Genomic DNA, 18,903 nt, shown 5'->3' with positions numbered 1-18,903 from the left:
ATGGAGTTGCCTGGATGTTTGAGGGTCCCATCATCGACGGTCGAATTAAGAATATTGCATCGGGATTTAGAGCCGTGAGCGTCTACGTCGATGCCACTTCAGCTGGAGAAGGACGTTTCGATCCCCGATTGCTTGGTGAAGCCTGCGATTGCGCGTTGGCGGATGGCCCGGCTTGGGCAGAAGCTCATCTGGCGAGTTGGTCCGACGCCTACGTCGTCTTTGGCGCGAAGCCTAACCGTACGCCGTGCTCAGCCCAGGCCCTCAGAAAGCGGGTTCTGAAAGACGGCACTCTTTCGACGATCAACCCGATCGTCGATCTCTACAACGCCATCAGCCTGAAATACGCAGTCCCGGTGGGTGGAGAGAATTTTGACGCCTATGTCGGAAGACCCCACCTGACGATCGCTGACGGGAGTGAGACGTTCGACACCATGATGAATGGAGAGGCGGTCAACGATCCTCCCTTGCCCGGTGAGGTCATCTGGCGCGACGACATTGGCGTCACCTGCCGACGCTGGAACTGGCGACAGGGCACTCGAACCCGCCTGAAGACCCTAACAGGCCGGATGTGGTTCGTACTGGAGGCGTTGGAGACCATGCCGGACGATGGATTGGCAGAGGCGACGGATGCCATGGTCGGAGGGCTGAATGCCTTGATGCCTGGCTGCAAAATCGCGAGCCAAGAATTGCCATCGCCGGATGAGGTTTCCGGTCGAGCGAGTGGATCCATGGCCGCCCGGGGCATCCGGCGCGATCGATCCGATCGAGATTATCAAGGGCTGAGAGAATGAATGTCGATCTCCATCAGTTGCTCATCGTCTTTGCTGCATATGTCATTGCCGCGGGGAGCCCCGGCCCGAGCAACATGCGCATTATGGGGGTTGCGATGGCGCGCGGCAGAGGTGCTGCGCTCATGCTTGCCTCCGGCGTCGTCAGCGGCTCGATCTTTTGGGGTTTTATGGCCTCCACCGGCATCTCCGCCCTGTTGGCCAGGTACGCCCAGGCACTGCTCGTTCTGCAGGTTTTCGGGGGGCTTTACCTGCTATTCCTCGCCTTCAGGGCGGGACGGTCGGCGCTTACGTCGAACGAGAAGCTGGCGGTGCGCGCATCGACCGACCAAGTCGCTCTTTCGCGGGGTGAGCTCTATAGGAAGGGCCTCTTGATGCATTTGGCGAACCCAAAATCCGTGCTGGCATGGATCGCGCTCGTCACGCTGGGGATCGGTCCGAATTCATCGTGGCAAAGCATCGCGGCGATATTGGGTGGCTGCGCCATCCTAAGTGTCACGATATTCTGCGGCTACGCCATTGTCTTCTCCACACCGCCTATGGTGGCTCTATATCGCCGCTGCCGCCGCTGGATCGAAAGTCTGTTGGCGATGTTCTTCGCGTTCGCCGGGCTGCGTATGCTGCTTTCCCGTATGTAGTTTCGAAAGGAATGGATGGTGACTTTGTTTCGCGGCCTGTCGGCGTTCCCCCTTACGCCAACCGATGCGGAAGGGCATGTCGACACCGAGGGTCTGGCTCGTTTTCTCGAGCGTATTCAACGCGCCGGAGCGGACTCCATCGGCCTTCTGGGGAGCACGGGCGGTTATGCTTACCTCACCAGGGAAGAACGCAAGCGTGCCGTTCAGGCTGCCGTGGAATGCATCGGCGGCAAAACGCCTCTTGTCGTGGGTGTGGGTGCATTGCGTACCGATGAAGCTCAGGCTCTGGCGCGCGATGCCAAATCCGCTGGCGCTGACGGCCTGCTCCTGGCACCGATGTCCTACGTTCCCCTGAACGAGGACGAAGTCTTCCAGCACTTCGTCGCCGTGGCCGAGGCGGGGGAATTGCCTTTGTGCATATATAACAATCCAAGCACCACGCGCTTCACATTCAGCGACGCATTGATCGCCCGGCTGTCAGAGGTGTCCAACATCGTCGCGGTGAAAATGCCTCTGGCGGCGAATGACGATTACGCGGGGGAACTGGCACGTTTGCGGTCGATGACGCCTGACACGTTCACAATCGGATACAGCGGTGATTGGGGCGCGGCGGATGCCCTGCTTGCCGGATGTGACACCTGGTACAGCGTTGCGGCAGGTCTGCTGGCGGTCCCGGCGCTTGCGCTGACGCGTGCAGCGCAGTCCGGCGACGCGGTGGAGTCCACTCGGTTGAACCGCGCTTTCGGGCCGCTCTGGACCCTGTTCAAACGCTACGGCAGCTTCCGCGTTATGTTCGTCATCGCCGACTACCTCGGTCTGGCGCACGTCCAGCCACCGCGCCCTATTTTGCCGTTGCCGGAGGACGCCGGAGATGACATTAGGCAGGCATTGGAGAAGCTCGAATAGCCGAGCACAGGGCATGCCAGTGCCACTGCTAGTTGGGCACCCGGCGCGCGGGCGTTCCGCGCACCGTTCGAGATGGAAGTTGGGCGGCGCAGAATTGGTATCGGGTTGGTCGCGCTTTGGCTTTGCGGTCTCTTCGGTGGTGAAATGGTCGCAACGTTATCGTGCTCCGGTAGCGCCGGGAAGATGGGCGGCCATCGCAAACGCGTTCTGCAGCCGCATCGAACTTTCATCCGCGACCAAACGACCGGAAGTAGAATTTCGAGCTGATCGTAGGCCGCTCACTGCCTGAAGAGGGTGCTCCGCGCTACATCGGTTTCGTCTATGGCTATGATCGCGAGCCGCAACGGCGCATTCTCGACCATCTCAAGAAGCAGGCCGTCCAAGGCAATCAGGATATCACCTTCATCACCGACGGTGGGGAAGAATCGCCGACTGGTTCCATTCCACCGTGCGCATCAGGGTCCTTCGGCAGTTCGTGCAAGGGCTCGAAAACCAGGACGAGCAGACCGGACAGGACCTGCTCGAAACTCTGCGCAGGATCAAATGGCATCTCTGGCATGTTGACGTCTATCGGGCCCGTCACGAAATCGCCGACCTGCAATTCGACGCGGAAGGTCTCGAAACAGGCTAGCCGAACATGCGCAAGTTCCTGACCGCCATCGGCGAGTTCACCAGGCCTACATCGCCTCCGACAGTGCCAGCCTGATTAATTACGGCGAGCGTTAGCGGTCCGGAGATCGCATCTCTTCGGCCCTCGTCAAGGCCACCGTCAACGCCGTTCCAAGCGGGTCGCCAACAAGCGGCAGATGCAGTGGAGCAGGATCGGCGCACATCTTCTGCTGCAAACCCGCAAGCAGATCCTCGATGACCGTCCCGACGCGCTTGGCGTGCAGCCCCTCACCTCGCCCGCGCCCCGCGGTGGTTCTTGCCAAGAGACGCTCGCTCGCATCTAACGAAAACCGCCGCTGCATTTACTGCATCCATTGTTCGGATGCGTGCGATCCAAACAATCAATTTGTTCAATCAGCTTCTTGAAAGCTAACCCTTGTTTGGTGGAACATGGGCTCTGGTCGTCGACGCTGGCTTAATGCAGGGGCTGCACGCAGGAGATACAATGCACAGAGATCGCAAGCGGGTTAGCGGCATAATGGCTGGCCGACCGGTGTCATCCCCAGGCTGCTGCAGCGTGCGGCTTGTCTGTCCCTCCATGATCTCTCGGAAGACAGTTCCGAATACTGCGACCGGTTGCCCGCCTTGTGTGTCGCCTCGATCTCATAACCGATGGTGGGCTGCTCAATGGGCTATCCTTCACCGGATAAGAGATGAAGTGCGAACGCTCCTCGGGGATCATGCCGATCGTACGTACGTCCTGCTTACTCTGGTCAGGCATAGAGCGCAATTTGTTGGCCCAGCTATGAAACTCTTGCCGGAAGTTAGCTCTGCCGCGTGCGTGATGGCTTGAGCGGACTGACGCAACGAAGGCTCACGAGTATTCGGTTCCTGCCGTCATTATGACGAGACTCAACGGTACCTTCAACATCGGCGTGGTTCGACTCGCCGCGCGAAAACAGGCAAATCTCGATTGAATCCGTCACGCGGTGTCAGCCTGGCATTGGTGCCTTCCCTTCTCAACAACTATCAAATCAGCATTCACGATAGCCCAGTTATCGTTCTCACGTGCCGTAACGCCGTGCCTTCAGTTTCCACGTTCGCGTCGAGCTCGCGAGTGGCCAGAGTTCGGAACAGAACGGTCGAAGTCTAATCGCCGCGAAATTCAACGGAGGGTCAGCGGGGCCAAGGGGGCAAAGTGCGACGGTGTCTAAGCCGTCTTTATGAGGGGGAGAGGTACACATGGCTTTCCTGTTCCAGCAGCATCCGGCCGCATACCGAACCGATGCGGAGCTAGAATTCAGGTCAGACTTTCGCAACCCATGCGCTGCGGGTCGAACGCCGTTCCCTTGGGAAACATGGCTCAGTGGCGACAAAGCATTTGTCCTCGCCTTAGCCGCCTCGATTGCGCTCTTGGTCGGGACGCAGAGGCAGGCCCCCAAGATCAACGACGCGGTCATAAGCGAGCTGCGAACGATTCAGATCAACGATGCATTGCTCCAGCGCGACGTCGCCCGTGCTCGGACCGACATGGAAGTGGACCACTCGGTTGCTTCTACCGGACAGGCATTGCAAAGGAATCTTGAAGACTTGCAGCGCGATTTCGAGATTTCGCCCGATGAGGCCTCCGGGCAATCCAGATTGCTCGCGCAGCTCGTAAACTCGATCGAAAACACGCAGGCTGCCATCTCAGCCTTGGTCAAGCATAATCAGCGTATGCAAAGCTCTCTCGCAGATCTTGCTCGTTCAATTGACCGCCTTGAGGGCGGCAAGCTTGAACTCTCCGAACTGATCGTGTTTTCAGTCGAACCGGGGCTTACCCTCGCCTCACAGATGGAGCTTCTCGAAAGATTTACTCCGGGCCAGGCCCGAGCTGTCGCGGATGTCGTGGCCAGGTTCCGCCCTGTCCTGTCTTCTTTATGGAGGTTGGAGCAAGCTGCCGATCAGATCGCATCCCTCGACACGTTCTCCAAGGCTGCCGAACTGGAGCGAGAGCATCTGAAAGGCTACAGTTTGGCCGGCGCGCAGGCGCAGCGTACGTGGCTTTTCTTTGGCTCTGTGTCCATATGCCTTTGCTTGGCAGCGATCATTAGGGCGTTCAGGCAGCATCTGCGGACCAACCGGTTAGAAAAAAGGTTGGAGCTTGAAGAGGAATTGAGCGCGATCGAAGCTCGCTTCAACGATAGTATAGCAAAGAATGCCTCGGCGCGCTGTTCCACCGAAGCAGCCCTTAGACTCATTCAACGCGTTTTCGATGCGGACCAATGCGCGCTTACTCTGGTGGATCCGAGTCTCATCAGGCATACCGAGTACTTTGTGGCGAACTCGTGCATGCGCGTCTGGAACGTCGCGCTTATTGATGAACTCGTTTCACTTGTCCGCGCCGGACGGCCAGTGTTTCGCGTCATCCCGGCGGCGGAAATGGTTCGGACCGCCAGAGGCTCTTCCGGTGTTTGTCAAATTGTTGGTTGCAGCGCCTCCGGTCAGCAGGTTGCCGTTTGCATCCTCGTCTTTGAAGGAGATCGCTCACTCCCTTCAGCCGACGACCTCCGGGTTCTTGCCAGTGCTATTGCGCGTCTAAGCAACCATCTTGAAATGCAGCGTATAAATGCGGAACGCGACCTTCTGGTGAATCGATGGGAGCATGTGGAAAGGCTGAGGACCGTCGGCACAATCGCAAGCGGCGCTACACATGAATTCAATAATATTTTAGGATCAATAATTGGATTTTCAGAGATCGCACTAGGTCTTGTGCGTCGGCCCTCGAGAATTCAAAACTCCATCAACCAAATCATCTTAGCTGGACACCGAGCCAAGCTGATCGTTGACCAGATTTTGGCACTCAGCCAAAAACGCAAGCGCGTGGCAGTGCCTTTCAATATCTCCGAAATTGTAATGGACCTTGCGCCACTGCTGCGCATTACAGTTCGTGCAGATGTTCAGTTGCATTTCAAGATCAACGAGTGGCAAACGGTTGTCGAGGGCAGCCCAACCGAGATACAGCAGATCCTTATGAATCTGTGCAAGAACGCATCGGAGGCTGTCTTGAACGACGGCCGTGTCGAGGTTGGCGTTTCTCGGACCCGCATCTGCGAAACAAAGCGGTTGGCTCAGGGCACCTTGAGACCTGGAGATTACGTTCTGCTCTCCATCAGCGACGATGGCCCAGGAATCGGAGGTTCGGTACTTCCGCATGTCTTTGAGCCTTTTTTTACCACACGCTCTCGCGTCGGCGGGACCGGGCTGGGTCTTGCTGCAGTGGACAGGCAGGTGTGCGCGCTCGCAGGATGCCTAGACGTCAGCTCGGTTGTTGGCCGAGGTACGCGCTTTGATATCTACTTGCCAGCCTCCGAGGAGGAGCCAGTCAGCGCTGACGTCACTTTCGGCCCATACAACGGATCACCGGCCAACGGCGGAATCATTGCAGTCGTGGAGCCCGATCCAGCAGAGTTGGAGATTCACAAGGACAATATCGCCGCGCTGGGTTATGAGCCGATCGGCTTCGCGACCTTCGAAAGTCTTTGCGGCTGGATCGAGAGCGGGAAGGCAGCTGACCTGCTGATTTTGGCGAAGACGCCTTTCCTCGAGCGAGGACGGGCCGAGTCCGTATGCCCCACCATCATGGCGGTGCCTTTCATAGTCATCGGTGACATCGACCCCATGCCGGTCACATCTGACAATCAGGCCTTCGTCCTTCGGCTAGCGAGACCGGTCTCGTCCAGGACAATAGAGCATGCGATTCGTATAATGATGATGGCGTGATGCCGCCGACGCGCTCATTCTATGCAAGTAATGTGAGAAGGCCTGGCAAAAGACATCGAAGCAGAACAAAACGACGCGTCGCATCACAATGGACTTATCGATGCAGAGACGTTGTTCTAGCCTTAGTGCTTGTTAAGGAGGTCGGTTACTGTCTCTCCCCGTCGCCGGGCATCGGCGGCAAGCCATACCTCTCCCACCTCGTACAGGTCACCTTGGGTGTGGAACGGCACAATGACGTCAACGGCAGCCGACAGCATGTCAAGAAGCGTTCGATCTTCCACAGCGGCTCCTTGCGGGCTGCTCTTGACGAGGGAAAAGAGCTTTTTGAAGCCCTGGACCGGATCAGCCCCATGGATCGTTGATATTGATCCCGCATGGCCGGAGACGACTTCGCTAAGGTAGGCCCATGCAGCATCATCGCGCATCTCGCCGAGCAATATTCGATCAGGGCGCATGCGCAAGCTCGCTTGCAGCAGTTGCTCGGCTGTCACCGCACCTACGCCGGCTCGGTCCTTTGGATAGAGTAACCGGACATGGTTCTCGTGCGGGATTACAAGCTCCAGCGTGTCCTCGATACTTATCAGTCTCTCTTGCGGGGGTATAGCGTTGATCAAAGTCTTGCTCATTGTCGTTTTGCCGCTTCCAGTCGGTCCGCAAAGCAGCATCGTGAGCCGTCCCGAAACACACGCTTGCAAAAACTTCTCCAAGTCACCATCGTCGTATTGCTGAAGAATAGTTTCGTCCTGCCGCTCTTGGCGCTGTTTTCGTGACCGCCATTGATTCCAACGTGAGTATTCGTAGCGAGAAGAAACTTCCTTCAGTTCGGTCACACGACTTGAAGGACGCCGTATCGTCAGGCTTACTGTTCCTGAGGGAACAGCGGGCGGCAAACAGATCTGCAGCCGCTCTCCGTTCGGCAGCTCAGTCGCACAGAGGGGGCTTTGCGGTCCGACATCTTGCTTGCGCAGCGCTCCAGCGAGAATCGCGATGTCCTCCAGATCGTTATAACCTAGCGGTAGCGGATGTTTCGTGAAGACGCCGGCTTGTCGCACAAACGCTTCCCCAGGCCGGTTGATAGCGACCTCTTCGGTCCTGGGCTCCTCAAGCCATTTCAGAACGGGGTCGAGAAGCAAACGCAATTGAGGGTCAGCCTCCGATCGCATTGTTGTCTCTCCGGCGTTGGCGATGTTGGGGGGCTGGCGCCACGACGGTTGCCGTGAGACCGTATACATCCGAGAAATCGAGGTCGCGAGCCACAAAGATGGATACAGCATCTCCCTGGTTTTTCTTCAGGGTTGGCGGGATGTTGACCGTCGCTCTCAGTGTCGTCTCGACGGCTTGTCCGCCATTGCTCTGGAAGCTGTTGATGCCGCTTCCTCCGCCAGAGCTCGCCGCGTATTGACCGGCCGCCTGGAACGCGCCTTGAAGGACGCTCATCAGCATTGCTCCGCCAAAGCGTTCCCGGAAGTGATTATCCACCGTGCCAGGCACTCCGGAGCGGCCGAGCTCGTCAGCGCCCGGCGATGCTATCGAAACGAGGGCATGGTCAGGTGTTTCGATGCGCGTCCACAGCACGAAGACACGCGCATCCCCCTGTTCGAGACCATGCTGGATCTCGCCAATCACGGTCGTCCCACGATCCAAGAGCACGACATTGTTGGTGGCGCCGCGGACGTCTTTAGGTAAGACGCACTTCACATAACCGGGTAAATTTGTGTCGACTGCCGTTTGCAAAAGGCAAGGAATGATCGTTCCCTGAGTAATCACGAGATCAGGGTGCGGCAAAAGTGTGGCCCGGCTCGGCTCCTGTATGTCTGGCTTCAATCGGCCCGACAGGTCGCCACCGATCGAAATCTCATCCGCGGTCGCGGGAGCATCCTTGTGGTCGTCTTCGCTCCGCTGAGCCACGTCGGGCTTTTGACTGCTGCTGCTGTAGGCGAAAATTGGTGACTCCTCGGGCGGCGGTTCAGCTGCCGCGGGTTGCGGCGTGGATGGCGCAGGATCTGCCGCCTGCGCCGCCTTTGCAGGTGCTGGAGGTTCGGGAGCAAGCTCAATAGGCACGGGGCGGAACGGCTCGGCGTTCGGGGAAATTGGCGGGTTTGGCTGAGATGGTTCGTCTTGTGTGCTGGGACGACTTCCGAGCCAGATGAGCGACAGAGATGAGATGAGAACAAGACCGGCGACGGCCAATTTCTGTGATCCCGAAACATGCCGGCGGGCCGGCTCCGAGACCAACGATGCGGATGCATTTACATCGTGTCCCGACTGTGGGCCGGTTTCATTCATCGGCCCGAGCCTTTCAAAACGCGCCACACGTCGGGTCTCACTGTACCGGTCCCCGGCGCTTGTCCAACAGGATCATATGCCCTGTTGAAAATCGACAATACCGTATTGCCATCTCTCAGACGCCATTCCCGGGCGACTGCGGATACTTCAACATAGTCGCCTTTGACTGTGAAGTTGGCAGCGGCTTCCTTGCCGTCGGGATTGATAATGTAGAGGGAGGGTATACGGGAATTGCTTGCGAAGCCAAATACGGTGGTAAAGCCATTGTCGAAAACCTGCACCGGCGCCAGCGATCGATCGCCCTTCGCGACGTAGTGAAAATTGCTTTCGTCGGAACTGGCAGTTGTACCGGGCCGATTCAACAAATCCTGAACCCTCTGTTCCTGCAGCACCTTTGCCCGGGCCTGACCAAGAATCGAGCGCTTTTCTGCTGCCTGTCTCAAAGCAGCGGCCTCATCACCGGGATAGGTGAACTGCACACTGTAGTATAAGTCAGGTTGCTGCTCATCTAATTTTGGCATCGCTCTCGTTGAAATGCTGAAGACATATCTGCGGGTACCGGACTCACTGTCGGCCAGAACGACGACCGGCTGCGGCGGCAGGATCCGGCTGGCCTTAAAGAACAGGTAGTTGGCGCGTGGGAGCGCAGCCAGGTCTTTGCTATTGGAAACGGCCACGGCTGCGACGGTCTCGTTGGCCGCGAATGTGACGACCAGCGTTGCCCCCACCGCGGTCGACAGGCGCACCACTTCGTCGGGACGGTAAGCCAAGTAGCGCATCCGCGCATCATGCTTGCCGGCAAGCGGGGTGTCTTCCGCGGAAGCCTCCAGCGTTAAGAGTAGTGAACAGGCCAGTGCGAGAAACGCTCTTTTTGTCATGGCTGCACGTCACCCAGGTTCGACACGCTATCTTCCGAGGTTTGATAGGAAGTGACGAGTAGACCTCCCGGATTGGTGAGCCTTGATTGGGCAGGCAGATCTGTCAGGCGCTCGTAGCGGATGGTTGCTGTCCAGGTGGTCACCAACGGCATCTGCCCATCGATGGAAAGAGTGCGTTTGTATCGGATCTGTTGAACGTCCGGACTGATGTCGTTTGAGGAAATATGCCCGACTTCGAGCTTGCCGAGCTTGCCGACTGTGACTTGCGGCGAGGTGGGATTCGGATAATTGAAGAAATCTTGATATTGCTGCCGCACAGCCGGTGCGCTGAAACTGGATACGAGGTCATAGCCGTATTGGGCGGAATCGGCTGTGTAGCTCTCGCGCAGGCGTACATATTCCCACAGCGAAGCATTTATGACGGCTCGCTCTTGGGTTGCCGGCAGTCGAGAGACTGACACTTCGCTGTCAACTGTTCCATCCGGGCGTACCCAGAGGAACACAGGTACGAGCTTGGCCAACGGGACCATGGCAGCGATGGTAAATGCCTGCGCAACATTTCCTAGGACCGCCGCTGCCGCAAAGGCTATGAGGGCCTTTGACAGGCGCCGCGCAGACTTCGCTCGTGAAGTTTGAAACGCTTCCACCTTCTTATAGTGGGCGGCTAGCGTTTCTCTCTCCACCAGAAGGGCATGTTCAGGAAATTTCACTTGGGCTCTTTCGCACATTCGACTTGAAGATCTTCAGGGGAGGTTTCCCATTGTCCCACGTTCAGTTGGAATGGCGAACCCGTGCAGGTCGCAAGCTTATCGGTTGTCTTGCAGGCCGCCAAAGCCAGTATTGACAAAAGTAGATAGTATTTCATGTTGAGGTACCGCGCTTGTCGATTGATTAACCACCTGCCGTTTTGGCAATGCGGCGATTGAGGCTGCTAAGAGATTGGTTCGCACCTGCCCAAGAACCGCCGGCTATGCTGCTGGCGATCGTCGGAAGCGCGACGATCAAAGCGTCACCAGCTAGGAAAAGCATATCGAGCTCGTAAAGCCCGATGATCTTGGCTGCTGTCGTACCCTTGTATTTGATCACCGCAAGCATGACTCCCAGCGCGACTGATTCGGCCGCGATAACTATCGTTGCAACGATGTTGAGGAGGACAAGCAGCAGCCCGTATGAGAGCAGTTGGCCGATCCATCTGGTAGCCATGTCTCGAGTGTGATCAAAAAGATAGCCTACAAGAACGAGGGGGCCGATTGCCAGGAGCACCTTCGTCAGAATTCCAACGGCATCATAGATCTCGAACGCTGTCCAGAGCGCGCCGTACAAAATCCATTGCGCTCCCTGGAAGGCAAGTATGTCCTGCTGATTCATTGGCCCAATTTCGGAAGCAATCCGCTGAAAGGCACTCTGACTTGAAGCGAACATTACGTCGAGCTTCTGGGGGATACCGATGAAGGGCAAGTTGCTTCCGCTGATCTGGTGAGCAAGCTTTGGTATCGTGTCGTCGAAGACCGATTCAATGTACAGCTGATAGTTGGCCTGCCCTAAGATGAGGGCGACGACAATCGATACCGTGACTACGCGCGAGATACCTCCGCGCGCGTCGACTTGACCGCGCATGACCAGAAAGCCTTGGATTATGATCCAGAGCGTGACGCACGCAACCAGAGGCGCACTGACCGCCTCTTGGACGTTTCCAATCACTTTGTGCAGCCCCGCCGTAAAGGCGCCATGAAAGATCGCGTGTATGGCAGTGAATGGCGCAGGAATTCTGAAAATCATTGCGTGAGCCTTATTTGCCCCTGATCAGCGCAGATGAGCCGGATGAACTAAGCGTCGCTACTCAAACATTCTGGCGGTGTCCTGGCGTTCGCGACGCTGCATCGCGGCCTCCTCTGCGGCGTGAAGGCTCGCTTGTGCAGTGGCCATCGTCAGCAGACTCGTGGCCTGGACATTTTGGATAATCGCATCATGAATCTGCTTGAGGACCAGACCGTTGGTGACGGTGGCCTGCACAATATTTCCCGAGCGGGAAAGCTGACCAAGCGTGTTGTCGTTGGCCTTAAGGCGCTTGTCCATTACGCCCAGAGTGTCGGCTGCAAGAGCTGCGGCATTGATGGCACCAGCGATTTGTCCCTGTAACAGTTTCGCTTCTGAATCCGTGCCGTCGACTTTCCGGTTTGGGTTGTCCGCAATTGCACGCGCTTTAATCGAAGTTGGCGCCTGACCCTCAAACATCTGCCTCTCAAGCTGATTGCCCGACGGGTAGTGATTTCCTTGGTTCAGTGAACTTAGCAGCCCCATGACACCGAATGACGAACTTAGTATCTCCACCATTTCCATCGTGGAAGCGAGCGTCTGGGCTGACTTTATCAGGATCTGCGCGGTGGAAACCGCTGTTAAGCCCGCTTGTGTTACTACCGCCGGGTCGATGACGACAAATTGCGACCGGGCCTGTCCGCTAAGCAGAAAGGAAGCGGCAAGCGTCGTTGCTGCAAGCGTGGGAAATCTCATGAATATTCCTCCGTCAGTCTTGAATTTCGTGGTAACGTGTCATGAACTTGTCGAGCCACGCACTTGGGGCATCTCCGTGCTGGTCACGAAGCTGGTCGACAAAGCGCACGGTGTTGGCCCGCCCCGAGAGTACGGCTACATACTCGCGCATCTGGCCAAGATCGAATTCGCAAACAACACTCCCGCTCTCGCGCTTGAGCAAAAACTTGCGGCTGCCAATTGCCATTCCCTGGCGGATTGCCTCGAACTCCTGCGTGGTGCACTTCAAGCCATCGACATACGCGGCCCGGTCGGCCGTCGGTGATGGGTAGAAGATCTTGGTCATGCATTGTGCAACGAGACTGGCCCCGAGGGGCGATTCAAGCACGTGTTCAGGCTGCTGCGTTGCGAGTATCAACATGCCGTTGTTCTTGCGGACGGTGAGCAGGAACTTGTCGATAACAGCCGAGAACTGCGGGTTGAGCAGATAGAAGCGAAATTCGTCGCAGCTCATGACGAACCGACGGCCATCGACAACAGCGCCCACGCGGTGCAGAAGATATGCGGCGGCCGGCGCACAGACCTCCTCAAATTCCAGGAGCTGCGTCATGTCGAAGCCGGTAATGGAGGCATCCAGACTGACTTCGTCCTCATCGCCGTCAAAGGCCCATCCAAGCGCATTCCCTCTACACCACCGCTGCAGCCGTGCTCCCGCGCCCTCCGAGGGGCTGTGCAGCAGGAATTCGCGCAGGCCCGCAAGTGAGCGCATGTCGGGTTCGAACGAAAGTTGACGAAGAATGCCACGTTCCAGTCGACGGCTTTCCTCCGGCGAGATCGGACCACGGCCGTCACTCTCGATGAGGGCCATCAGCCATTCGCGCAGAAAGTCCAACGAGGCGGAGGTGTTGTCCAGTCCGCGCAGAGGGGCCAAGCCGCTCGGAGCGCCTCTGCGCAACGCAAGGTATGTCCCTCCCGTGGCTCGCACCAGCAGTTCACCACCCCGGTCTTTATCGAAAAAGACGATGGCACCATTGCGATCGACCACGCTTTGCTCAAGCATCGCGAGGATAAAGGTCATCAGCGTCGTCTTGCCTTTGCCGACGGGTCCGAATATCGCCGTCATGCCGACGTCATTCTCATGGGGGATGTAGTCGAAAGACGTTCCACCGTTTGTGCGAAAGCGCGCAACAGCTTTGCCCCAGTGGCCGGAGCTGGAACCGCTGGGGAAGTTCTCAAATGAGACAAGCCCGGCAAAATTGTACGAGGTGATCGCCCCGGGGCGCGTGCGCCACCTGTTGTTCCCCGGGAGTTGGGACCAGTACGCGGCCTCCATGCCGATACCCTCTTGGACGATAACGGCGCCTGTGTCGGCCAGCCTTGCGCGCGCATTTGCTGCGCGATCTGCAAGGCTATTGAGGCTGTCGCCATAGACGCACAGGCTCAGATGATGCGAACCCATGACGAACTCGTTGCTTGCCAGTGCGTCCTCTGCCTCGGCAAGTTCATTGATCTGGGTGAGAGCCTTGTCGCCGGCGCTCGTCATCTGGCTGGATTTAAGGCTAAGCTTCGCATGAGCTTGTGGCCGAGTGAGGAAGGAAAAGCTCTGGCTCAGGACAAGCGGGAAGTTGGCGGACAGTAAGGGATTTAGCATGCCTGGCCGCGTCGTCGCCGGATATTCACGGAACGAAAACAATGATCCCACGGAGCTATCCCCGGGTCTTCGAATCTCAAGCGCCCGCTTCCCGCAGATGACCCGATCAGTGTAGATCGAGGCGCCAAGCGAGCCGGTAACCATCGGAACCGGAAGAAACCGGCAAGTCATTATCAACCGAAGCGCCTCACCAATTTCCGTGAAGAGCACGTTGCCTTTCTCGCGAATACCCAACCGGCGCAGACCGTAACCGCCGAGTGAGCCAGCAATGATCTGCCAGAGGTCCTCCAGGCTTCGCATTTGTGTGGCCAGATCGTTGTCATTCCGTCTGGGGGATTTGGCAATGCGCCAGCCTATCTTGCCGATTGCGGTGCGGGGGGACACGACGATAGTGAGGAAGTGATCGTTGCGAAAGAGCTTGCCCGACAGCACATGGCGCTCATAGGCCTCGCTCAGACTGCCAGCAAATGCACTTTGAAACTGGCGCGATGCCGGCTCCGGCACATCGTTATTGCGCACAAGATGAGCGTATAGCGTGACATTGTCATCCGCGATGTTGCGCAAGAGAGTGTTGAACGCGCGGCAGCGCGAATTGCGCATCTCTGCGTCTTCCAAATCAAAGGGCAGGCCGTTCACGTGTGCCATGGCCATGATCGATCCGTCTTCCAGCAGGACAACCTGATCGCTGAGATGACCGACATACGGAAGATAGATCTCGCCAGATCTCTCGGTCCGGCCACTGGCGCCAAACATTACACCATTCCTCTTCCGCGTTTCGGCACTCTGATCGGATTGGCGCTGACGCTCGCGCCACCCCAGACCGGCCCGTCCACGCTTCTGCCGGCAGTCTGCAAATAGAGGAGCGCGACGCTTGCGGCGTTATAGTCACGCTCAACCACCAGCCGTGCCCCGAACCAGAGTGGCACGAGCACGATTTCATAAAGTGGGTTTTGAAGGACAATGATGACGAGACCAGCCAACATCATCAGCAATCCGGCCAGCGTCAGCGGCACCCCCAGAAACAGTGCGGGGCGTGTCGCCGCCACATAGAGGGTGCTCACTTCCAACCGGTCGCTCATCAGCCACCGCCTATGAGCGCCTTGCCCAGGAAGCTGGCGCCGAACATGATGACGATCCCTCCAACGACACCCGCAACCAAGCCAAGTGAAGCACGACCGAACATCCAAGAGATGCCGATGGCCACGAGTCCGAGCACGGCCAGTGATTGTCCGAAGGGGCCAAGTATGAAGGTGCAGATATTCTGGACCATCTTGGCGGGATCCGTCCCTCCGGTCACCTGAGCCGAGGCTGGCCCGATGGAGAAGACCGTCCACGCGGCGCCTGCAGCAGCGGCCGGTACATATTCAGCCGCCGTGCGCAGCATTGAAAAAGGCGAAGGAACACGCGTTTTAAGCGCACGAAGTATTTTGAGTGGCGTCATCATTGTATCTCCATGGTTCAATCGAATACGAGTTTGTTCGGGTTCGAGGATTCCCGCTCTTCCGCAGCCTGGCTGCCTGTCGGACCGGAGGGATCGGCCCCGGAGCGGTTTGACTCATACGAGCCCCAGATGTCCCAAGAATTTCGTTTGGGCTGCTTCCCATTGGCCTGTTGGCTCTGTTGGAGCAGAGGCGGCACGGCTTTCCGACCGGGTGCCTCAAGGTGTGGCGCATCTTGAGCGGTCGGCTCCAGGGTTGGCTCGGGGTGACTCGAGATGTCCTTTGCGGCTGACTCGACCTTGCGTACATAACCGTTGGTGAAGCCACGCGTGACGTCGCCCGTGTTGTAGGCCGAGATGGCACGGCGAAGCGCCAGTTGCTGCGCCGGAGCAGTCGTGCCGCCGGCATACCGGCTTTCAAGCAAGTGGGCGGCGGCCGATAGCGAGGCGCAGGGCTCGAAAGCCTTTTCCGGCGTGAGATTGAGGAAGGAAAAGTTCTTGCTGTTTATCTGCATCAATCCGACATCGACAGAATGTTGTGCTTCGAGGCGGTTCTTGATGCCCCGCGTCGCTTCCAGGCGGTCTATCCAGCGAAGCTGCTCACCTGTGGTGTTGTCATGAGCCACCAGCGTTTCAAAGCCACTTTCAATTTTGGCAATCGCGGCGAGCGTGGACGGCGCAACCCAGGGAGCGCATTTGCGCGACAGGCGGTGGAATTCACGGGGCGAAAGTGGCGCGGGCTCGGCTGGGAATGACATGGATGTCAACAGGGCGATGGCCAGCGGCCAAGCTGCAATAAACATTCCTATCCCCTACCTTTCCAAGCGTCCGGACCGGTTCTGGCCCTGTCCGGCACGCGCTTATCGGGCAGGTTTGTTACTGCGTGATGTTCAAGTTCAGCTTTTCGGTTTCAACTGAAGCAAAGAGCTTGTTGATGTCCGGGTGCATGGGCACCTTGCGCATGCGCGGGTTGCGCGGGCGCGATCAGCCGGCACATCTCGACCATCGTGGTGGACCATTCCTGCGCGGGATTGCCCGCCCCGGCCGTCCGTTGCTCCTGCAGCGTCAACCGCGACTTGGCATGGGCGGTGATGGAATCTTGTGTCAGCGCCTGGCCGAAGGACAAAATGGGGAGCTTGGCGGGTTCATCTCAGGCTGCGGAAGCTTGGGTCGATCGAACGCGAGAACCGACTAGGGCGCCGAGCTGCCCAATGTTGCGGCATGCTGCCGTTGTTGCAAGAGACAGCCATGCGCCCTGCATACTCAGGCATTGGTTGAAACCGCGAGTTCGTCCGCGAAGCTCGTCGGAGGCGCAAAATACGCGGGACGAGGGTCAACTGGGAAGACGTGGCGGCGCAGCCGGCCTGGTGCGAGACCTGGTTCAGCTGTTTGGCCGCGCCGCGAACTGGTGGGTCACGCACAGTCCCATCGGCAGAAACCGCAGGCGGATTGACGCAGTCCGACAGCGCTCTCGACAAGTACAGTGACAGGCTCAAAAGGAAGGTATTGCATCAACTGAGAAATGTTAGCGCGCAAGGTAACCGTACCCGTAACCGGACCTGCCGATCGCCGGGAACAGGATTGGCGCCGCCGGCCACCTCCCAATGACCTGCCTTGGGCAGGAGACATACCGGTGGCACAAGGCCACTATAGCGAATCACGGCCGTTCTTCGGCCAACCGCCTCTGCGATCAGTCAACCGCCGCGGTGCTCCACCGCGTCGGAGCCGCACGCACGAGCGGGAGGATTTCGAGGTGATCCAGGTCCGCAAGCGCCAGAAACGCGAAGAAGATGCAAGGACATGGCAAGCGACCGGGCGTCCGTGCCGTCGTAATCAAGTGGTGTTGGCAGGCCTACACCAACGGCGGAGCTCGCGAATAAGCGAAGGACCACTCGGCAGGGTCATACCGGCGCTTGCAGCTGTGTGGTGGCCACCGGCTGCCTGGATGCGGTCAATTCGCTGTGGATGAAAAGACCAGGCCGAGCAACGGCCTCACATTGGCCGCACGCACCGGCGAGTGGTAGCAAGGGGCAGCTGTCCTGCGTCGGTGCCCCAAGGGTTGCTCGGCAACAGCTTTAGACAAGGGGATTCAAGATTGAAGGTGAGCCGTTGAAACATGTTCTTGTCATTGACGATGATGCCGCAATGCGACGCCTCATCTCCCAGTATCTCATGATGCATGCCTTGAAGGTGACCGCAGTCAACGATAGCAAGCAGTTTAACTACGTTCTATCGCATGAGCCAGTCGATCTCGTGGTTGTTGACCTCAACCTAGGCCGGGAGGATGGGCTTGCCATCGTCCGCAACCTCGCGACGAAATCGGATTTACCCATCATAGTGATCAGCGGCGACCGGCTTGATGAGGCGGAAAAAGTCGTTGCGCTGGAGCTCGGCGCAACCGATTTCATTCCCAAGCCTTTCGGGCTGCGCGAGTTCTTGGCCCGCATTCGAGTAGGGCTACGCCAGCGCATTTCCAGTCCGCGAACGAAAGATCATCGCTCATTTCGGTTCGGAGCCTGGAAGCTCAGCGTCAAGCAGCGGCGACTGATCTGTGCGGAGCGTGGCGAAGTCAAGCTTACCGCATGTGAGTTCAACCTGCTGATCGCGTTCCTGGAGAACCCCCGCAATGTCCTATCCAGAGAACGGCTTTTGCTCGCGAGCCGTGTGCGTGGAGAAGAGGTCTACGATCGAAGTATCGATGTCCTAATCTTGCGCTTGCGCCGAAAGCTGGAGGCTGATGCGGCCAATCCAAGGCTAGTCAAGACATGCCGTGGTGCAGGGTATTTCTTCAACGCTGACGTAGACGTTAGCTACGGAGGCACCTTGGCCGCGTGACAGGAGCTATTCTGGAGATTGGCTGATGAAGCGTGGCGGTGTTTTCTGGCGGCCCTTAGCTCGGCGCCTGGATGTCTGACCCAAGGCAGCATCTCGTCGATCTGGCTGGGATGGCTGTTGACGATCCTGGTGGTGAGGACGTCGGCGAGATAACCGAGTGACTCGACACCATCGAGCCTGCAGCTTTCGATCAGCGACGCAATGGCCGCCCAGTGTTCGGCACCGCCGTTCGAGCCGGCGAAGAGCGCGTTCTTGCGGACGGATTGCGCTCGACGGTGTTGTTGTCGATCTCGGTGCGACCGTCGTCAACGAAGCGCGAGAGGCCTTCGCAGCGTGAGAGCGTGTAGCGGATTGCCTTGGCGACCTTGGTCTTCTGACCGATCAGGCCGAGCTTTCACGCAGCCAAGGTTCAAGATGGCGACAATAGCGCGGCTATTTTCCCGACGCGTCGCACGGCGTTCATGGCCGATCGGCCGCGGATATCGTCCTCGATCTTATTGAGGTGGGCGATCGTCTCAGCGCCTCGCTGGCGATCGGCGAGTTCCAGGCCTACATCGCCTTCCAACAGTGCCAGTCTGATCAATTGCGGCGAGAGCTACCGGTCCGGAGATCGCATCAGCCT

Annotated in this window: 17 protein-coding genes and 3 pseudogenes; 7 read left to right on the top strand and 13 right to left on the bottom strand. The window is 58.1% G+C overall.

Annotated features, from left to right (window positions below; genetic code table 11):
- Positions 1-14: 14 nt before the first annotated feature.
- The 6 genes and pseudogenes from C9427_RS05895 (at position 15) to C9427_RS05870 (ending at position 6,703) form a co-directional block, all read left to right on the top strand.
- Positions 15-791 carry a B3/B4 domain-containing protein gene (locus C9427_RS05895; protein ID WP_245436991.1) on the top strand — a complete coding sequence of 259 codons (777 nt, stop codon included), beginning with the start codon at positions 15-17 and terminating at the stop codon, positions 789-791.
- The gene (locus C9427_RS05890; RefSeq protein ID WP_010914002.1) at positions 788-1,426 is read left to right on the top strand and encodes a LysE family translocator; all 639 of its coding nucleotides are present in this window, start codon (positions 788-790) and stop codon (positions 1,424-1,426) included. Before C9427_RS05895 ends, C9427_RS05890 begins: the two co-directional genes overlap by 4 nt.
- A gap of 18 nt (positions 1,427-1,444) precedes the next feature.
- Positions 1,445-2,332 (top strand): dihydrodipicolinate synthase family protein, encoded by an 888-nt coding sequence (locus tag C9427_RS05885; protein ID WP_167434266.1) that lies wholly within the window; start codon positions 1,445-1,447, stop codon positions 2,330-2,332.
- Between the two features lie 79 nt (positions 2,333-2,411).
- A pseudogene (locus C9427_RS05880) lies at positions 2,412-2,572 on the top strand (IS630 family transposase); the annotation flags it as partial.
- Between the two features lie 14 nt (positions 2,573-2,586).
- Positions 2,587-3,198, top strand: a pseudogene (locus C9427_RS05875) (ISKra4 family transposase); the annotation flags it as partial.
- A gap of 985 nt (positions 3,199-4,183) precedes the next feature.
- Positions 4,184-6,703, top strand: a complete 2,520-nt coding sequence (locus tag C9427_RS05870; protein ID WP_107648217.1) for an ATP-binding protein — start codon at positions 4,184-4,186, stop codon at positions 6,701-6,703.
- 122 nt (positions 6,704-6,825) lie between these two features.
- Here C9427_RS05870 and virB11 read toward each other — a convergent pair whose 3' ends face one another.
- From virB11 to C9427_RS33760, 12 genes are all read right to left on the bottom strand, one after another.
- Positions 6,826-7,866 (bottom strand): P-type DNA transfer ATPase VirB11, encoded by a 1,041-nt coding sequence (gene virB11, locus C9427_RS05865; protein WP_069091240.1) that lies wholly within the window; start codon positions 7,864-7,866, stop codon positions 6,826-6,828.
- Positions 7,850-8,989 (bottom strand): type IV secretion system protein VirB10, encoded by a 1,140-nt coding sequence (gene virB10, locus C9427_RS05860; RefSeq protein ID WP_107648216.1) that lies wholly within the window; start codon positions 8,987-8,989, stop codon positions 7,850-7,852. Before virB10 ends, virB11 begins: the two co-directional genes overlap by 17 nt.
- Positions 8,986-9,867 carry a TrbG/VirB9 family P-type conjugative transfer protein gene (locus C9427_RS05855; protein ID WP_107648215.1) on the bottom strand — a complete coding sequence of 294 codons (882 nt, stop codon included), beginning with the start codon at positions 9,865-9,867 and terminating at the stop codon, positions 8,986-8,988. The genes virB10 and C9427_RS05855 overlap by 4 nt, the downstream gene beginning before the upstream one ends.
- Entirely contained in the window at positions 9,864-10,577 is a 714-nt protein-coding gene (locus tag C9427_RS05850) for a type IV secretion system protein VirB8 (RefSeq protein WP_027033433.1), read from the bottom strand. Before C9427_RS05850 ends, C9427_RS05855 begins: the two co-directional genes overlap by 4 nt.
- A complete protein-coding gene (locus C9427_RS05845) occupies positions 10,574-10,732 on the bottom strand; it encodes a type IV secretion system lipoprotein VirB7 (RefSeq protein WP_080680416.1) in 159 nt (52 codons plus the stop codon). Before C9427_RS05845 ends, C9427_RS05850 begins: the two co-directional genes overlap by 4 nt.
- A gap of 26 nt (positions 10,733-10,758) precedes the next feature.
- A complete protein-coding gene (locus tag C9427_RS05840) occupies positions 10,759-11,646 on the bottom strand; it encodes a type IV secretion system protein (protein WP_107648214.1) in 888 nt (295 codons plus the stop codon).
- Positions 11,647-11,703: 57 nt separating this feature from the next.
- Positions 11,704-12,378, bottom strand: a complete 675-nt coding sequence (locus tag C9427_RS05835) for a TrbJ/VirB5 family protein (RefSeq protein ID WP_107648213.1) — start codon at positions 12,376-12,378, stop codon at positions 11,704-11,706.
- A gap of 13 nt (positions 12,379-12,391) precedes the next feature.
- Positions 12,392-14,761, bottom strand: a complete 2,370-nt coding sequence (virB4, locus tag C9427_RS05830) for a type IV secretion/conjugal transfer ATPase VirB4 (RefSeq protein WP_107648212.1) — start codon at positions 14,759-14,761, stop codon at positions 12,392-12,394.
- Positions 14,761-15,087, bottom strand: a complete 327-nt coding sequence (locus tag C9427_RS05825) for a type IV secretion system protein VirB3 (RefSeq protein ID WP_019856520.1) — start codon at positions 15,085-15,087, stop codon at positions 14,761-14,763. Before C9427_RS05825 ends, virB4 begins: the two co-directional genes overlap by 1 nt.
- Positions 15,087-15,392, bottom strand: a complete 306-nt coding sequence (gene virB2, locus C9427_RS05820) for a pilin major subunit VirB2 (protein ID WP_245436993.1) — start codon at positions 15,390-15,392, stop codon at positions 15,087-15,089. The genes C9427_RS05825 and virB2 overlap by 1 nt, the downstream gene beginning before the upstream one ends.
- A 74-nt stretch (positions 15,393-15,466) precedes the next feature.
- Entirely contained in the window at positions 15,467-16,249 is a 783-nt protein-coding gene (locus C9427_RS05815) for a type IV secretion system lytic transglycosylase VirB1 (RefSeq protein WP_027056324.1), read from the bottom strand.
- A gap of 107 nt (positions 16,250-16,356) precedes the next feature.
- Complete coding sequence (locus C9427_RS33760) at positions 16,357-16,572, bottom strand: hypothetical protein (protein ID WP_146172507.1); 216 nt, start codon at positions 16,570-16,572, stop codon at positions 16,357-16,359.
- Positions 16,573-17,555: 983 nt separating this feature from the next.
- On the opposite strand from C9427_RS33760, the gene virG reads away from it, so the two are divergent.
- Positions 17,556-18,281, top strand: coding sequence for a two-component system response regulator VirG (gene virG / locus C9427_RS05805; RefSeq protein WP_027033428.1), 726 nt, complete (start codon positions 17,556-17,558; stop codon positions 18,279-18,281).
- A gap of 80 nt (positions 18,282-18,361) precedes the next feature.
- Here virG and C9427_RS34685 read toward each other — a convergent pair.
- Positions 18,362-18,821 (bottom strand): annotated as a pseudogene (locus tag C9427_RS34685) (IS66 family transposase); the annotation flags it as partial.
- Positions 18,822-18,903: the final 82 nt, after the last annotated feature.

The organism is Mesorhizobium helmanticense (assembly GCF_003034915.1).
GTDB classification, from domain to species: Bacteria; Pseudomonadota; Alphaproteobacteria; order Rhizobiales; family Rhizobiaceae; genus Mesorhizobium; species Mesorhizobium helmanticense.
Note: the sequence above shows the minus strand (reverse complement) of the source record. Positions and strands in the feature narration are given on the sequence as shown.